The organism is Mesorhizobium qingshengii (assembly GCF_027563465.1).
GTDB classification, from domain to species: domain Bacteria; phylum Pseudomonadota; class Alphaproteobacteria; order Rhizobiales; family Rhizobiaceae; genus Mesorhizobium; species Mesorhizobium qingshengii_A.
On record NZ_JAPFQA010000002.1, the window covers coordinates 388,064 to 404,438 of the forward strand.

At 64.8% G+C, this 16,375-nt stretch carries 14 protein-coding genes; 8 read left to right on the forward strand and 6 right to left on the reverse strand.

Going from position 1 to position 16,375, the window contains the following annotated elements:
• The first annotated feature begins 36 nt into the window (after positions 1 to 36).
• The 3 genes from OOJ09_RS06465 (at position 37) to OOJ09_RS06475 (ending at position 4,315) form a co-directional block, all read left to right on the forward strand.
• Positions 37 to 2,409: an aldehyde dehydrogenase family protein gene (locus OOJ09_RS06465; protein ID WP_269904391.1), complete on the forward strand. Its 2,373-nt coding sequence runs from the start codon at positions 37 to 39 to the stop codon at positions 2,407 to 2,409.
• A 302-nt stretch (positions 2,410 to 2,711) separates the two neighbouring features.
• Positions 2,712 to 3,443 (forward strand): SDR family oxidoreductase, encoded by a 732-nt coding sequence (locus OOJ09_RS06470; protein WP_269904392.1) that lies wholly within the window; start codon positions 2,712 to 2,714, stop codon positions 3,441 to 3,443.
• Positions 3,444 to 3,469: 26 nt separating this feature from the next.
• The gene (locus OOJ09_RS06475) at positions 3,470 to 4,315 is read left to right on the forward strand and encodes a fumarylacetoacetate hydrolase family protein (protein ID WP_269904393.1); all 846 of its coding nucleotides are present in this window, start codon (positions 3,470 to 3,472) and stop codon (positions 4,313 to 4,315) included.
• 169 nt (positions 4,316 to 4,484) lie between these two features.
• Here the strand turns inward: OOJ09_RS06475 and OOJ09_RS06480 are convergent, their stop codons facing one another.
• From OOJ09_RS06480 to OOJ09_RS06505, 6 genes are all read right to left on the reverse strand, one after another.
• Positions 4,485 to 5,483 (reverse strand): ABC transporter ATP-binding protein, encoded by a 999-nt coding sequence (locus OOJ09_RS06480; protein ID WP_269904394.1) that lies wholly within the window; start codon positions 5,481 to 5,483, stop codon positions 4,485 to 4,487.
• Between the two features lie 33 nt (positions 5,484 to 5,516).
• Positions 5,517 to 6,578, reverse strand: a complete 1,062-nt coding sequence (locus OOJ09_RS06485) for a Gfo/Idh/MocA family protein (RefSeq protein WP_269904395.1) — start codon at positions 6,576 to 6,578, stop codon at positions 5,517 to 5,519.
• A 244-nt stretch (positions 6,579 to 6,822) separates the two neighbouring features.
• A complete protein-coding gene (locus tag OOJ09_RS06490; protein ID WP_269904396.1) occupies positions 6,823 to 7,656 on the reverse strand; it encodes a carbohydrate ABC transporter permease in 834 nt (277 codons plus the stop codon).
• An 11-nt stretch (positions 7,657 to 7,667) separates the two neighbouring features.
• Positions 7,668 to 8,597 carry a carbohydrate ABC transporter permease gene (locus tag OOJ09_RS06495; RefSeq protein WP_269904397.1) on the reverse strand — a complete coding sequence of 310 codons (930 nt, stop codon included), beginning with the start codon at positions 8,595 to 8,597 and terminating at the stop codon, positions 7,668 to 7,670.
• 234 nt (positions 8,598 to 8,831) lie between these two features.
• Complete coding sequence (locus OOJ09_RS06500) at positions 8,832 to 10,091, reverse strand: ABC transporter substrate-binding protein (RefSeq protein WP_269904398.1); 1,260 nt, start codon at positions 10,089 to 10,091, stop codon at positions 8,832 to 8,834.
• 116 nt (positions 10,092 to 10,207) lie between these two features.
• Complete coding sequence (locus OOJ09_RS06505; RefSeq protein ID WP_269904399.1) at positions 10,208 to 11,158, reverse strand: N-acetylmuramic acid 6-phosphate etherase; 951 nt, start codon at positions 11,156 to 11,158, stop codon at positions 10,208 to 10,210.
• 198 nt (positions 11,159 to 11,356) lie between these two features.
• Here OOJ09_RS06505 and OOJ09_RS06510 point away from each other — a divergent pair, with 198 nt between their 5' ends.
• The 5 genes from OOJ09_RS06510 to OOJ09_RS06530 are packed head-to-tail and all read left to right on the forward strand — an operon-like array spanning position 11,357 to position 16,349.
• On the forward strand, positions 11,357 to 12,238 hold the full coding sequence (locus OOJ09_RS06510; protein WP_269904400.1) for an N-acetylglucosamine kinase: 882 nt from the start codon (positions 11,357 to 11,359) through the stop codon (positions 12,236 to 12,238).
• Positions 12,235 to 13,017, forward strand: coding sequence for a GntR family transcriptional regulator (locus OOJ09_RS06515; RefSeq protein WP_027040955.1), 783 nt, complete (start codon positions 12,235 to 12,237; stop codon positions 13,015 to 13,017). Before OOJ09_RS06510 ends, OOJ09_RS06515 begins: the two co-directional genes overlap by 4 nt.
• Entirely contained in the window at positions 13,014 to 14,057 is a 1,044-nt protein-coding gene (locus OOJ09_RS06520; protein WP_269904401.1) for an SIS domain-containing protein, read from the forward strand. Before OOJ09_RS06515 ends, OOJ09_RS06520 begins: the two co-directional genes overlap by 4 nt.
• Positions 14,054 to 15,226, forward strand: coding sequence for an N-acetylglucosamine-6-phosphate deacetylase (gene nagA, locus OOJ09_RS06525; protein ID WP_269904402.1), 1,173 nt, complete (start codon positions 14,054 to 14,056; stop codon positions 15,224 to 15,226). The genes OOJ09_RS06520 and nagA overlap by 4 nt, the downstream gene beginning before the upstream one ends.
• A 10-nt stretch (positions 15,227 to 15,236) precedes the next feature.
• Positions 15,237 to 16,349 (forward strand): NAD(P)/FAD-dependent oxidoreductase, encoded by a 1,113-nt coding sequence (locus OOJ09_RS06530; RefSeq protein ID WP_269904403.1) that lies wholly within the window; start codon positions 15,237 to 15,239, stop codon positions 16,347 to 16,349.
• Positions 16,350 to 16,375: the final 26 nt, after the last annotated feature.

A 16,375-nucleotide genomic window follows, 5' to 3' on the forward strand; every position in this document is an offset into this window, starting at 1 on the left:
ATCGACCCTCCCTTGGGAGGGTGAAGGAGGCACATGATGAACATCCTCGACCGCTATCACGCCATGGACTACGGCCCGGCGCCGGAGGCTCGCAACGAGGCCGATGCCTGGCTTGCTTCACGCGATTTCGGCAAGGCGCTGTTCATCGACGGTGCCTGGAAGGCCGCGTCCGGCGGCAAGACTTTCGAGACCAGCGAGCCGTCTTCCGGCAAGCTGCTGGCCAAGATTTCGGACGCCGGTGCGGCCGATATCGACGCGGCGGTCGCGGCAGCCACCAAGGCATTGCCGAAATGGAGCGCCAGTTCAGGCTACCAGCGCGCCAAGGTGCTCTACGCGATCGGCCGCGCCATGCAGCGTCATCAGCGCCTGTTCGCGGTGCTGGAATCGATCGACAACGGCAAGCCGATCCGCGAAAGCCGCGACATCGACGTGCCGCTGGCCATCCGCCATTTCATCCACCATGCCGGCTGGGCGCAGGCACTGGACAGGGATTTCCCCGGCCACAAGGGCGTCGGCGTCGTCGGCCAGATCATCCCGTGGAATTTTCCGCTGCTGATGCTGGCCTGGAAGATCGCGCCGGCGCTCGCCGCCGGCTGCACCGTGGTGCTGAAGCCGGCCGAGTTCACGCCGCTCACCGCCATCCTGTTCGCCGAGATCTGCGAGCGCGCCGGCGTGCCGAAAGGCGTCGTCAACATCGTCCAGGGCGGTCCGGAAGCGGGCGCGGCCATCGTCAACCATCCCGGCATCCAGAAGATCGCCTTCACCGGTTCTTCCGAGGTCGGCAAGATCATCCGCAAGGCGACCGCCGGGTCAGGCAAGAAGCTGTCGCTGGAGCTCGGCGGCAAGTCGGCCTTCATCGTCTTCGAGGACGCCGATCTCGACAGCGCCGTCGAGGGTCTGGTCGATGGCATCTGGTTCAACCAGGGCCAGGTCTGCTGCGCCGGCTCGCGGCTGCTGGTGCAGGAAGGCATCGCCGAGGCCTTGATCGCCAAGGTCAAGACGCGGATGAGCCGGCTGCGCGTCGGCAGTCCGCTCGACAAGAACACCGATATCGGCCCGCTGGTCGACCTGACCCAGCTCGACCGGGTCAAGGGCCTGGTCGCCGAAGGCGCCAGACAGGGCGCCGTCTGCTGGCAACCGGATGCCGCGCTGCCTTCTTCCGGCTACTACCACCTGCCGACTCTTGCCACAGGTGTTTCGCCGGCTAACATCCTTGCACAGGAGGAAGTTTTCGGCCCGGTTCTTGCCACCATGACCTTCCGCAACACCGAGGAAGCGATCGAGCTCGCCAACAACACACGCTATGGGCTCGCCGCCTCGGTATGGAGCGAGAACGTCAATCTTGCCCTGCACGTCGCGCCGCAGCTGAAGGCCGGCGTCGTCTGGGTCAACGGCACCAACATGTTCGACGCCGCCTGCGGTTTTGGCGGCTACCGCGAAAGCGGCTTCGGCCGTGAAGGCGGGCGCGAAGGCATGTTCGAATATCTCTCGGCAAAGCTGCCGCTCGGTCCGGTGATCAAACCGGCGACGCTCTCGGCGCAACCTGCCGAGCAGTCGGACGGCGACGCTATCGACTGCACGGCCAAGCTGTTCATCGGCGGCAAGCAGGTGCGGCCGGACGGCAATTACTCGCTGGCGGTCGCCACCGCCAAGGGCAAGCTGGCCGGCGAAGTGGGGCTCGGCAGCCGCAAGGATATCCGCGACGCCGTGTCTGCCGCCCGCGCCTGCAAGGGCTGGCCGGAAGCAACGGCCTACAACCGCTCCCAGGTGCTCTACTATCTGGCCGAGAACCTTTCCGGCCGCGCGAGCGAGTTTGCCGCCCGTCTCACCGAGCTGACCGGCGCCAGCGCCAAGGCGGCGCGCGACGAGGTCGAGCTGTCGATCGAGCGGCTGTTCCTCTATGCCGGCCTCGCCGACAAGTTCGAAGGCCGCGTGCACCAGCCGCCGGCCCGCACCGTGACGCTGGCGCTACACGAACCTGTCGGCGTCGTCGGCATCGTCGCGCCCGACGCGTCGCCCCTGCTCGGCCTGATCTCACTGGTCGCACCGGCGCTGGCCATGGGCAACACCGTGGTCGCCGTGCCTTCGGAACGCCATCCGCTGCTCGCCACCGACCTCTACCAGGTGATCGAATATTCCGACGTTCCGGCCGGCGCCATCAACATCGTCACCGGCCGCAGCGCCGAACTGGCCAGCGTGCTGGCCAAGCATGACGATGTCGACGGGCTCTGGGTGTTCGCCGATGCCGAGACCTGCGCCAAGGCGGAAGCCGAGTCGATCGGCAACCTCAAGCGCGTCTGGAGCGGCAATGGCCGCGGCCTCGACTGGGCATCCGACGAGGCGGCCGGCGACGCCTTCCTGCGCCGCGCCGTCGAAGTGAAGAACGTCTGGGTGCCCTACGGAGACTAATGCATGTCGCCCAAAAGCATGCCCCGGCGGCTTGATCCGAGTGTGCGCAGCGGCTTGGGGCAACGACATGCATGGAAACAAACAGCGAAAGCGCGTCGTGCGCTTTCTGCGTTTGTACGCAGCTGGCGCGATGCTGATCGTGTTCGGGCTTGACGCCCGGATGCGTGTTCTTTAACGAGAAAAAACATCTTTATCTGTGGGTTGGCAATGACGCAGGCCGCATAATGGCGTCCGACTGGCACATGACGCCTTGGCCGACTGCCGATAAACCCGAACGATCCAAGGCGGACGAGGAGAACAGCATGGCGGATCTGGCAGGCAAGGTCGTTGTCGTCACGGCAGCGGCGCAAGGCATCGGCAAGGCGAGCGCCCTGGCTTTCGCCAAGGCAGGTGCTGTCGTCTACGCCACCGACATCAATGAGACGCTGCTGGCGGAGCTCGCCAAGACATCGGGCATCAAAACCCGCAAGCTCGACGTGCTCAATGACGAGGCGGTCAACGCCGCCTTTGCCGAGATCGGTGTCGTCGACGTGCTGTTCAACTGCGCCGGTTTCGTCCATTCAGGCTCGATCCTCGAGATGAAGGACGCCGATCTCGATTTTGCCTTCAACCTCAATGTCCGCGCCATGATCCGCACCATAAGGGCGGTGCTGCCGGGCATGCTGGAACGCGGTGACGGATCGATCATCAACATGTCGTCGGTTGCCGGCGCCGGCAAGGGCGTGCCCAACCGCTTCGCCTATGGCGTCACCAAGGCCGCCGTCATCGGCCTGACCAAGGCAATTGCCGCCGACTATGTCGGCAAGGGCATACGCTGCAACGCCATCTGCCCCGGCACGGTCGAGAGCCCGTCGCTGCAGGACCGCATGCACGCGCAGGGGGACTACGAAGCCGCCCGCGCCGCCTTCATCGCCCGCCAGCCGATGGGCCGGCTCGGCACGCCGGAGGAAATCGCCGATCTGGCCGTCTATCTGGCCGGTGCCACCTATACGTCCGGACAGGCCTATAATATCGACGGCGGCTGGTCGATCTGAACCAATCTGACTGAGGAGAGTATTCGATGAAACTGCTGCGCTATGGCGAGGTGGGGAGCGAACGTCCCGGCCTGCTCGATGCGGATGGAACGATCCGCGATCTCTCCGCCCATGTCACCGACATTGCCGGCACCACGCTTCATCCGGCCTCGCTGGAGATGCTGTCGAAGCTGGATGCGAAGTCGCTGCCGGCGGTTTCCGGCAAGCCCCGCATCGGCGCCTGCGTGGCCGGCACGGGCAAATTCATCTGCATCGGCCTCAACTATTCCGACCATGCCGCCGAGACCGGCGCCACCGTGCCGCCGGAGCCGATCATCTTCATGAAGGCAAGCTCGGCCATTGTCGGGCCGGACGACGACGTGCTCATACCGCGCGGCTCGGTGAAGACCGACTGGGAAGTCGAGCTTGGCGTGGTCATCGGCAAGACCGCCAAGTATGTCAGCGAGGCCGACGCGCTCGACTATGTCGCCGGCTACTGTGTCTCGCATGACGTCTCCGAGCGCGCCTTCCAGGCCGAGCGGCAGGGCCAGTGGACCAAGGGCAAGAGCTGCGACACGTTCGGTCCGATCGGCCCGTGGCTGGTGACCAAGGACGAGGTCGCCGACCCGCAGAACATCAAGATGTGGCTGACGGTCAACGGCAAGACGATGCAGAACGGCTCCACCAAGACCATGGTCTATGGCGTTGCTTACCTGGTTTCCTACCTCAGCCAGTTCATGTCGCTGCATCCCGGCGACATCATCTCGACCGGCACGCCGCCCGGCGTCGGCCTCGGCATGAAGCCGCCGGTGTTCTTGAAGGCGGGTGACGTGGTGGAGCTGGGCATTGAAGGGCTCGGCCAGCAGAAGCAGACGTTCAAGGCTGACGTGTAAGCTTATCGGTCGATAGGTTTGCGCCGCCCCTCACCCTTACCCTCTCCCCGTGAAGAACGGGGAGAGGGGGTCACCAGCGTTGCGGCCATCTCCCTTCTCCCCGTCACTATACGGGGAGAAGGTGCCGGCAGGCGGATGAGGGGCAGCACCAAACCTGCGCGTTAGGCCCCTACTTCAGCACCTTCCCATCCGCCCCAAACCGATAGGTCTTCGCCGGATCCGGCGTCGCATAGAGCGTGGCGCCTGGCTCGGCATCATAGACGCCGAAGATGCGCACGGTGATCAGCCCGGCCTTCTCGCAGTCGAGATAGAGGTTGGTGTCGGCGCCGAGATGCTCGGCGTGCACCACCGTCCCCTTCCAGCTGCCCGACTTCGGATCGACGGTCAGATGTTCCGGCCGCACGCCTATGGTCCTGGCCGTCTCGCCGAGACGGGCGCCGTCGATGAAATTCATCTTCGGTGAGCCGATGAAGCCGGCGACGAATTCATTTGCCGGAGAATTGTAGAGCTCCATCGGCCCGCCGATTTGCTCGATCCGGCCGGCGTTGAGCACGACGATCTTGTCGGCCAGCGTCATCGCCTCGACCTGGTCGTGGGTGACGTAGATCATCGTCGCCTTCAGCCGGCGGTGCAGCTGCGCGATCTCCAGCCGCGTGTTGACGCGCAGCGCAGCGTCCAGGTTCGACAGTGGCTCGTCGAACAGGAACAGCTTCGGCTCACGCACCACGGCGCGGCCGATGGCGACGCGTTGGCGCTGGCCGCCGGACAGTTCGGCCGGACGCCGTTCAAGATAGGGTTCCAGCGACAGCATCGACGAGGCAATGCCGATGCGCCGCTCGATCTCGGCCGTGGGCGTGCCCGCCTGCTTGAGGCCAAGGCCCATATTGTTCTTCACCGTCAGATGCGGGTAGAGCGCATAGGTCTGGAACACCATGGCGATGCCGCGCTTGGCCGGCGGCGTGGCCGAGACATCCTCGCCGTCGATGACCACCCGGCCCGAGGTCGAATCCTCCAGCCCGGCGATGACCCGGAGCAAGGTCGACTTGCCACAGCCCGAAGGACCGACGAAGACGACGAATTCGCCATCCGTCACTTCGAGGTTGATGCCCTTCAGCACCTCGACCGGCCCGAAGGCCTTCTTCACATTCTCGATTTTCAGCGAGCCCACGGCTTCGTTCCTGTCGTTAGAGTTTGACTCGTCCTAGAGCTTAACTGGGGCGCCGCTGCGCACGCTCTCATCGGCGGCAAGGCAGACGGCGAGCGATCTGACCGCGTCGTCCATGTGTCTGGTGAGATCGATATCCTCGCGGATCGCCTTCAGCACGAAGGCCTGTTCGAGATCGCAAAGGTCCTGGTGGCCGGGCTCGCCTGCCATCGACAGCATTTCGTCCGGCTTTACGAATTTGCCATCCGGGCCGGTCGCGGCACTGTGCAGGCGGATGGTCGAGGTCTTGGTGTGGGTGTCGATGTCGTCGGACTTCACACCTTCCTTCATGACGATCGAGACGCAGCCATTCGGCGAAATGACGTCCTTCACGAAGAAAGCCGTCTCCGAAATCATCGGTCCCCAGCCGGCTTCGTACCAGCCGACCGAACCGTCGTCGAACAGCACCTGCAGATGGCCGTAATTGTACATCGACGGCGCGACCTCGTCGGTCAGCCGTACCCCCATGCCGCGCACCTCGACCGGCCTGGCGTCGGTGATCTGCAGCATCACATCGAGATAGTGCACGCCGCAGTCGACGATCGGCGATGTCGTCTGCATCAATTGCTTGTGCGTCTCCCAGGTGGGACCTGAGGATTGCTGGTTGAGGTTCATGCGGAAGACGTAGGGGCCGCCGAGCTTGCGCGCCTCGGCGATCAGCCTGATCCAGGACGGGTGATGGCGCAGGATGTAGCCGATCACCAGTTTTCTGCCGTTGGCCTTGGCGGCGGCGACGACGCGCCTGGCGTCGGCCACCGTCGTTGCCAGCGGCTTTTCGACGAAGACATGACAACCGGCCTCGAATGCCTTGACCGCATAATCGGCATGGCTGTCGGAATAGGTGGCGATGCAGGCGACATCGGGCTTTTCCTCACGCAGCGCCTCGTCGAAGGAACGCCTGATGCCATAGCCCGACAACCCCTCCGGCAGCGGCACGTCGGAGCGGTTGATCAGGGCGGCGATCTCGAAGCCCGGATTGGTATGATAGGCCAGCGCATGGCTGCGGCCCATATTGCCGAGGCCGGCGACGACAACGCGAAGGGGCGATTTAGAGCTCACCTGGCTACTCCAGATATTCCAGTTGTTCCTTCTGAGAGGGTGTCACCCCACCCGGCGCTTCGCGCCGACCTCCCCATCGAGGGGAGGTAGGACGTTGGCGCGAACATCCCCAAAGAAGCTTCTCCAAAAGGTGCCCCTTGGCGGTCGTGAATGAAGCCGCGACCTTCTACCTCCCCTTGATGGGGAGGTCGGCGCGCAGCGCCGGGTGGGGTGAAGGCTCCAGCAGGGATTTGTAGGGCTCCACTCACTTGACGGCTCCCGACGTGATGCCGCGGATCAGTTGCCGCGAGAAGATGACGTAGAGGATCAGCACCGGCATGATCGCCAGCGACAGCGCGGCCAGGATGGCGTTCCAGTTGGTGACGAACTGGCCGAGGAATAGCTGCGCGCCGAGCGTCACCGTCTTGGTTTCTTCCGACGGCGCCAGGATCAGCGGGAACCACAGATCGTTCCAGATCGGGATCATGGTGAAGACGGCGACCGTCGCCATCGATGGCCGCACCAGCGGCAGCACCAGCCGGAAGAAGATGGTGTATTCCGACAGGCCGTCGATGCGCCCGGCATTCTTCAAATCGTCGGACACCTGTTTCATGAATTCCGACAGGATGAAGATGGCGAGCGGCAGCCCTTGCGCGGTGTAGACCAGGATCAGCGCCGTCAGCGTGTTGACCAGCCCGCTCGCCACCATCAATTGCAGGATGGCGACGGTGCCCAGCCGGATCGGGATCATGATGCCGAGCGCCAGATAGAGGCCCATCAGCGAATTGCCGCGAAAGCGGTATTCCGACAGCGCAAACGCAGCCATGGCGCCGAACAAAAGCACGAAGAACAGCGAGGCGACGGTGACGACGAGGCTGTTCTGGAAATAGTGGATGAAGTCGCCCTGGCCGATGACGGTGCTGTAGCCGATCAGGTCGAAGGTTTTGGGCGTCGGCGGCGTCAGCGGCGCGCCGAAGATGCCCGCGCGGGATTTGAACGAATTCATAATCACCAGGATCACCGGAAACAGCGCGATCGCCGTGTAGGTCAACAGGATCGCGTGGGCGCCGATGGTGCGGGGCAGGGAACGGGTGCTCATCTCTTGCCCCCTCAGAACTGGTAGCGACGCAGGCGCGTCTGCACGAGGAAGAGGTAGACGCAGACGCCGCCGAGGATGATCAGGAACATCATCGTGGCGATCGCCGCGCCCATGTTGGGGTCGCCGACCTGCAGCTGGAAGCCGAAGAAGGCGCGGTAAAGGAAGGTGCCGAGAATATCGGTGGAATAGTTCGGCCCGGCCAGCGCCCCTTGCGCGGTGTAGATCAGGTCGAAGGCGTTGAAATTGCCGACGAAGGTGAGGATCGAGATGATGCCGATCGACGGCAGGATCAGCGGCAGCTTGATCTTCCAGAACTGCGACAGACCGGTGATGCCGTCGCACTCGGCCGCCTCGATCACCTCTTCGGGGATGGACAGCAGCGCCGCGTAGATCAGCATCATCGGGATGCCGACGAACTGCCACACGGAGATCAGGCTGAGCGCGGTCAATGCGTATTCCTCCTTGCCGAGCCAAGGCGTGAACAGGCTTTTCAGGCCGACAAGATCGAGCAGATGCGGCGCCACGCCCCACAGCGGCGACAGGATCAGCTTCCAGGCAAAGCCGACGATGACGAAGGACAGGATGGTCGGCACGAAGATCGCCGTGCGGTAGAAGGCGGCGAATCTCAGCCTCGGGCTGGACAGAAGTGCAGCCAGCATGACGCCGATCGGGTTCTGCACCAGCATGTGGATGATGAAGAACCAGGTGTTGTTCCTGAGCGCGTTCCAGAAACCCACCGACCAGTTGGGATCGCCGAACAGGGTGCGGAAGTTTTCCAGCCCGACGAAGATCTGGTGCTGCTCGATGTTGCGGAACAGCGACAGCTGCAGCGTGCCGGCCAGCGGCAGGATCATGATCGCCGTATAAACCAGCACCGCCGGCGCCAGGAAGATGCCGATGTGCCAGCGGATCGGTCGTTTCGGTCGTGTTTCTGCGGCCATGAGTTCGGTCCCCGCCGTCTCTCGGTTCCAGACGATGTTGATGCTAGATGATGCCTCGATGCACGGCCCGGATTTCCTTCCTGCGCAGGAAGGACAAAGGCCTGTGACAGGTCAGCTTCGCCTTCCCCACGGTGAGGGTAAGGCCGAGAGGCCACGCCGACAATCACAACCTGAAAACCGGGATAGTCCGAAACCGGCCAGGCATGCGCCCGGCCGGCTTCGTTGCCTGAGCTCTTACTTCGCCGGCTTGTACCAGCTGTCGAGACCGGCCTGCAGCTTCTTTGCCGCGTCTTCCGGCGTGACGGTGCCGTTGATGACGTTGGCTGACTGGACCCACGTCTCATTTTCGAGGTTCGGCGTGCCGCGCGACAGGATCTGGTAGGTCGAGCGGATCGTCGACTTGCACTTGCCGCGCCAGGAGACGAATTCCTGCGCCAGCGGATCTTCCATTTTCACCGGCGAGGAGTTCAGGCTGAAGAAGCCCGGCAGCGCGTTGGCGTAAATGGTGGCGAAATCCGGCGAGGCCACCCAGGACAGGAAGGTCTTGGCCGCATCCGCATGCTTGGAGGCCGCATTCAGGCCCATGCCGATATCGGTATGGTCGGAGATGTAGCAGGTGTCGCCGGCCTTCTCGACAGGCGGCGGGAAGGCGCCCATCTTGAACTGGGCCTGGGTGTTGAACAGGCCGATTTCCCACGAACCGGCCGGGTAGATGGCGGCGCGGCCGAGCGTGAACAGGTTCTGGCTGTCCGGATAGGTCTGTGCCTCGAAGCCGTCGCCGAGATACGACTTCCACTTGGCCAGTTCCTCAAAGGGCGCGACCCAGCCCTTGTCGGTCAGCTTCTGTTCGCCCTTGATCAATGCGGCGCGGCCGTCCTCGCCCTTCCAGTAGTTGGGACCGATGTTCTGGTAGCCCATGGTCGCGGCTTCCCAGAGATCCTTGGTGCCCATGGCCATCGGGATGTAGGTGCCGTCAGCCTTGATCTTGTCGAGCGCGGCGAAGAATTCGTCGCGGGTCTGCGGCACCTTGATGCCGAGCTTGTCGAAGGCATCCTTGTTGTAGATGAAGCCGTGGATGACGGACGCCATCGGCACGCAGAAGCTCGCCTTGCCGTCGTCGGTCTGCCAGGCGGCCTTGGCCACGGGCGAGAAATTCTCCATGCCGGGCAGCGCCGAGAGGTCGGTGAGGTTGCCCTTCTTGAACAGTTCAAGCGACTTGTCGAACGGGCGGCAGGTGATCAGGTCGCCCGCCGAACCGGCGGCGAGCTTGGCGCCGAGCGCGGCGTCATATTCGGTCGGCGCCGACGGGGCGAACACCACCTTGATGCCCGGGTTCTTGGCTTCGAAAGCCGGAATCAGCTTGTCTTTCCAGATGGCAAGATCGTCGCCGCGCCAGCTTTCGATGTTGAGCGTTACGTCCTCGGCATAAGCCACCCCGGCGGAGCCGAGAATGCTGGTGCCCAGAAGCAGTGCCGTCAGTAGTTTCGTTGTCATGCTCAGTCTCCCTGTTGACCTTTTTCAGGTTCGGTTTTGATGAGAACGGAGGCAGTGCGCCCCTTGCTCCCCTCGCAAGCCCGTTTCACCCCGTGGAAATCGGGATGAAACAGGCTCTATTTCTTTGTTCGAGCATGATCTTTTCCGAAAAGCGGTTTCCACTTTTCGGGATCATGCCCCAGCGCGGAAAGGGCCGGCCGCAACTTCTGGCCGGCCTCTTCCAGTATCTTCTCTGCCGCATCGGCGCTGTCGGCGCCGGCGGCGAGCAGAATGGCGGTCTTGACCGCGCCGCCGCTCTTCTCGAGCAGCCGGGCCGCTTCGTCCCTGCCGCGCCCACTGATGGCGGCGACGATGCGCGCCGCGCGATCGCGCAGCTTGATGTTGTCGGCCATCAGGTTGACCATGTAGCCGTCATGCACATGGCCGAGATGGACGGCGGTCAATGTCGACAGCATGTTGAGCGCGATCTTCTGAGCGGTGCCCGCGCCCATACGCGTCGAGCCGGCGATCAGCTCCGGCGGCGTTTCGAGCAGGATGGCGGTTTCGGCCTGCCGCAGCAGAGCTGAATCCCTGTTGTTGGCGATGCCGATGGTGGCAGCACCCAGGCGAGCGGCTTCCTCGATGGCCCGCACCGCATAGGGCGTCGTGCCGCTGGCGGAAATGGCGATCAGGCAGTCGCCCTTGCCGATGCCGGCATTGGCGACGGCCGCGGCAGCCTCCTCGGTATCATCTTCGGGCCCACCGGCCAGTGTCCTGAAGGCCTCATCGCCGCCGGCGATCAGGATGGCGATGCGATCGCGGTGGATGCCGAACGTGCCAGGCAGTTCAAGCGCATCGGCCAGCGCCATCAGGCCGGAGCTGCCGGCCGCCGCGTAGGCAAGCTTGCCGCCGCTCTTCAGTCTGCCGGCGATGATCTCGGCCGCCCTGGCGATGGACGGAATGGCCTGGCGCACGACCTTCGCGGCTTCGATCTGCGCATCGGCCAATGAAGCGAGGATGGCGTCGGGGGCCTGGATATCCAGACCCTCGGCATTCTGGTGAAGCGCTTCGGTGCGCGTTTCGGCCATCCCGGTTCCTCCAATACCAGAACAATACCAAAAAAATACCACTTGTCCACACGCATTAACGAATTCCCGCGTCGGAAATCGCTGAGCCGACGAAATGCCTAGGTTTTTCAAGAAAGTATGCCTTAATCTTTTTGAAACGGAAATTAACTCTTGGCTATTGGTATTTTATTGGTATTATCCGCCCGGAGGAGAAATCGCGTGAATTTCGTGCTCGGTATCGATGGCGGCGGCACCAGCTGCAGGGCTGCCCTGGCGACTGTGGAAGGCGCGGTCATTGGCCGCGCCAAGAGCGGCGCCGCCAACATCCGCACCGACCTCACCGGCGCCCGATCGAACATCGTCGAGGCCGCGCGGCAAGCGTTCATCGCCGCTGGACAGGACCCGGACCTGATCCCGCAAACGCCGGCCATTCTCGGCCTCGCCGGCGCCAATGTCGGTACCTACCGGCAGCAACTCGAAGCAATCCTGCCGTTCAGCATCAGCCGCGTCGAGACCGACGCCGAAATCGCACTCGAGGGGGCTGTCGGCTCCGGTGACGGCGCCATGGCGATCCTCGGCACGGGTACCGCCTACATGGCGCGCAAGAACGGCAAGTCGCGTGCCATCGGCGGCTGGGGTTTCCAGGTCGGCGACCAGGGCAGCGGCGCCCGCATCGGCCGCGACCTGCTCGAACAGACGCTGCTCGCCTATGACGGCGTCCGCGAGGGTTCGCCGCTGACGCAGAGCATGCTCGCCGTTTTCCGCAACAACCCGGAGGACGTGGTCGAATTCACCACCAACGCCAAGCCCGGCGATTTCGGCGGCTTCGCGCCCAAGGTGTTCGAGCACGCCGCGAAGGGGGACGACGTCGCCAACTGGATCCTCGACAGGGCGATCGCCGACGTTGAAGCCTCGCTCGGCGCGCTCGACCTTTCGGACGACGCGCCGCTGTGCCTGCTCGGCGGGCTGGCGCCGCTCTACGCGCCGCGCCTGTCGGCGCGCTACCGGGCGTTGCTGAAGCCGCCGCTCGACGACGCACTGGGCGGCGCGGTGCAGATGGCGGTCCGCCTTTTCGCCAGACCAGCGGAGGCAGCGCGATGAGCGACGCCGCTGACCAGATCTTCGCCACGCTGAAACAGTCGTCGCAAAGCGGCGCGCCGCTTTATCTGCAGCTCCGCAAGAGCATCGAGGATGCCGTCAATCGCGGCCTGATCGGGCCGGGCGACGCGCTGCCTTCCGAGCGCGATATCGCCACCAAGGCCGACATTTCTCGCGTCACCGTGCGCAAGGCGGTGCAGGACCTGGTCAAGGGCGGTATCCTGGTCCAGCGCCACGGCTCCGGCACGTTCGTGGCGCCGCGCATGGAGCGCGTCGAGCAGTCGCTGTCGCGGCTGACATCCTTCACCGAGGACATGGCGCGGCGCGGCATGGCGGTGCGATCGGCCTGGCTCGATCGCGGCCTTTACGCGCCCTCGCCCGACGAGATGATGGTGCTCGGCCTGTCGTCGAACGAACTTGTGGCGCGCGTGGCGCGCCTGCGCATTGCCAACGACACGCCGCTGGCGATCGAACGCGCCTCGCTGTCGGCCAGCGTATTGCCCGACCCGGCGGGGATAGGCTCCTCGCTCTATGCTGCGCTGGAATTGACCGGCAACCGGCCGGTGCGGGCGGTGCAGCGCATCTCCGCCGCCAATCTTGGCGACAGCGACGCGCGCCTGCTCGAAGTGCCGCCCGGCATCGCCGGCCTGCACATCGAACGCATTTCCTATCTGGCGAGCGGCAAGGTGATCGAATTCACCCGCTCCATCTACAGGGGCGACGCCTATGATTTCGTCGCCGAACTGCGGCTGACAGGGCCGAGCGAAGAGGGCCGACCATGAGTGCAGAGCCGACAGAGATGACCCATATGCGGCGCGAGATCGAGGAGATCCCGCAAGCGGTCGCCCGCCTGCTCGACGGCTCCGGCGCCGTGTTGACCGAGGCCGGACGCGGCATCCGCGAACGCGACCCGCAGTTCGTCGTCACCGTGGCGCGTGGCTCGTCCGACCATGCCGCGACGTTCATGAAATATGCCGTCGAACTGACCGCGGGCCTCGCCGTCGCCTCGGTCGGTCCATCGATCGCCTCGATCTACGGCAGCAAGCTCAGGCTGGCAGGCTCCGCCTGCCTTGCGATCTCGCAGTCGGGCAAGAGCCCCGACATCGTCGCCATGGCCGAAGCCGCACGGGCCGGCGGCGCGCTGACCATCGCCATCACCAACACCGCCGATTCACCGCTGGCGCGCGCCTCGGATTATGCGATCGATATCCTGGCGGGGCCCGAGCGCAGCGTCGCGGCAACCAAGACCTTCGTCAATTCCGCCGTCGCCGGTCTCGCCTTGATGGCGCATTCCACCGGCGACGAAGCGCTGCTCAAGGCGCTCGCCCGCTTGCCCGAGCATTTCAGCAAGGCGATCGGCTGCGACTGGATGACGGTGCTGGCCGAAACGATCGACAAGCAGAAATCGCTGTTCATCCTCGGCCGCGGACCGTCGGCGGCGATGGCCAACGAAGCGGCGCTGAAGTTCAAGGAGACCTGCGGCATGCATGCCGAGGCCTACAGCGCCGCCGAAGTCATGCATGGCCCGCTGGCGCTGATCGGTCCCGATTTCCCGGTGCTGGCGCTGGCCGCGCGCGACGCGTCCGAACCGTCGGTGGCCGAAGCCGCAGACAGCCTGGCGGCCAAGGGGGCGCCGGTCTTCATCACCTCGACGCTTGCCAATCGCGCCCTGCGCCTGCCGCATGTCGCCACCGGCCACCCGCTGACCGATCCGCTGACGCTGATCGTGTCCTTCTATGTGTTCGTCGAGGCGTTTGCCCGCCATCGCGGCCTCGACCCGGACACGCCGCGCAATCTTCGCAAGGTGACGGAGACCGTATGAACGACCGTTTTGCCCTGACTGGCGCCCGGATATTCGACGGCGACGACTGGCATGAAGGCGCAGCGCTTGTCGTGCGCGACGGCCTCGTCGAGGCTATTCTGCCCACGGGCGCCATCCCCTCCGACATTCGCGTCGCCGACACCGGTGGCGGCATGCTGGCGCCTGGCTTCATCGACCTGCAGGTCAATGGCGGCGGCGGCGTCATGCTCAACGACCACCCCGATGTCGCGTCGATCGAAACCATCTGCAAGGCGCATGCGCCCTTCGGCACGACGGCGCTGCTGCCGACGCTGATCACCGATACGCCCGCGATCACCGCCGCCGCAGTCGCCGCCGGCGAAGCAGCGGCGCTGCGGAAGGTGCCGGGCTTCCTCGGCCTGCATCTCGAGGGCCCGCATCTGTCGATCGCCCGCAAGGGCGCGCATGATCCGGCGCTGATCCGGCCAATGACGGACGAGGATGAGGCGATGCTGATCGCGGCGCGGCGCAAGCTGCCGGTGCTGCTCACCACGATAGCGCCCGAATCCGTCGAACCGGCACGCGTGGCGGCGCTCGCCAAGGCAGGCGTCATCGTCAGCCTTGGCCATTCCGATACCGGCTACGCCACGGCAAAAGCCTTCGCAGAGGCTGGCGCCAGCGTGGTCACCCATCTGTTCAACGCGATGAGCCAGATCGGCAATCGCGAGCCTGGGCTGGCGGGCGCGGCCATCGACAGCGGCACATTGTCCGCCGGGTTGATCGCCGACGGCATCCATGTCGATCCCGTCACCATCAAGATCGCGCTGCGCGCCAAGCAGGGACCGGCGAGGATCGTGCTGGTCACCGATGCCATGGCGACGATCGGCACCGACATGACCTCATTCACGCTGAACGGCCGCACCATCTACCGCAAGGATGGCAGCCTGCGGCTCGCCGACGGCACGCTGGCGGGGGCGGATCTCGACATGATCTCGGCTGTTCGATACGTCCACCGGGTCATCGGGCTGGACCTCTCGGAGGCGTTGCGCATGGCCTCGCTCTATCCCGCGCAAGCGATCGGCCAGTCGCACCGGCTCGGGCGCTTCGCCAATGGCACGGCGGCCGATATTGTCGCGCTGTCGGACGATCTCGATATCGGACAAGTCTGGATCGGCGGCAAGACGGTGTTCGAGGCCAGCGCTTCACACTGAAGGCGAGCTCATGCAGGCGATCGACTGTGTTGTCGCTGGAGCCGGTGTCGTCGGGCTCGCCATCGCCAGGGCGCTCGCTCTGGCGGGCCGCGAGGTGGTGGTGATCGAGAAGGCCGATTCGATCGGCACCGTCACCAGTTCGCGCAATTCCGAAGTCGTCCATGCCGGGCTCTATTATGCGCCGGGGAGCCTGAAAGCCCGGCTCTGCGTCGAAGGCCGCCAGCTTCTCTACGCCTATTGCGCCGAGCACGACATCGCCCATAAGCGCACCGGCAAGCTGATCGTCGCCAGCGAGCCCGGCCAGCGGGATGGGTTGCGGGCGATCCAGGCCAATGCGCGACGCTGTGGGGTCGACGATCTCGAGCTTTTGACGCGCGGCGAGGCCGAAAGCCTGGAACCGGCACTGACATGTGACGCCGCCTTGCTGTCGCCGTCGACCGGCATCGTCGACAGCCATGCGCTGATGCTGTCGCTGCGCGGCGATGCCGAAGCAGCCGGCACATCCTTCGCTTTCCTCACGGCTGTCGTCGGAGTGGCGATCGAGGCCGGCGGCATCCGGATCGACACGCTCGATGTCAATGGCGAGACCTTCACGCTGCAGGCCAGCGCTTTCGTCAATGCCTCGGGCCTCGATGCGCAGGCCGTGGCCGGCCGCATCGAAGGGTTCCCCCGGAGCCTGATCCCCAGGCAGTGGCTGGCGCGCGGAAACTATTTCGCGCTTCCGGGCCGGTCGCCTTTTTCGCGGCTGATCTATCCGGTTCCGGTCGAAGGTGGCCTTGGCATCCATCTGACGCTCGACCTGGGCGGCAGTGCCCGCTTCGGGCCCGACGTCGAATGGATCGAGCGCGTGGATTACACGGTCGATCCCGGCCGAAGCGCCGTCTTCCACGAGGCGATCCGGCGCTATTGGCCCGGCCTCGCCGATGGCGTCCTGCAACCGGCCTATGCCGGCATCAGGCCGAAACTGTCCGGCCCGGGCCAACCGGCGGCCGATTTCATGATCCAGGGTCCGGCCGACCATGGCGCCGGGCGAATCGTCAACCTGTTCGGCATTGAGAGTCCCGGCCTGACGGCAAGCCTGGCTATCGCCGACCATGCCGTCGGGCTGCTGTACCGGGAATGACAGGCGCCGGGATCCGTCATCTCGAG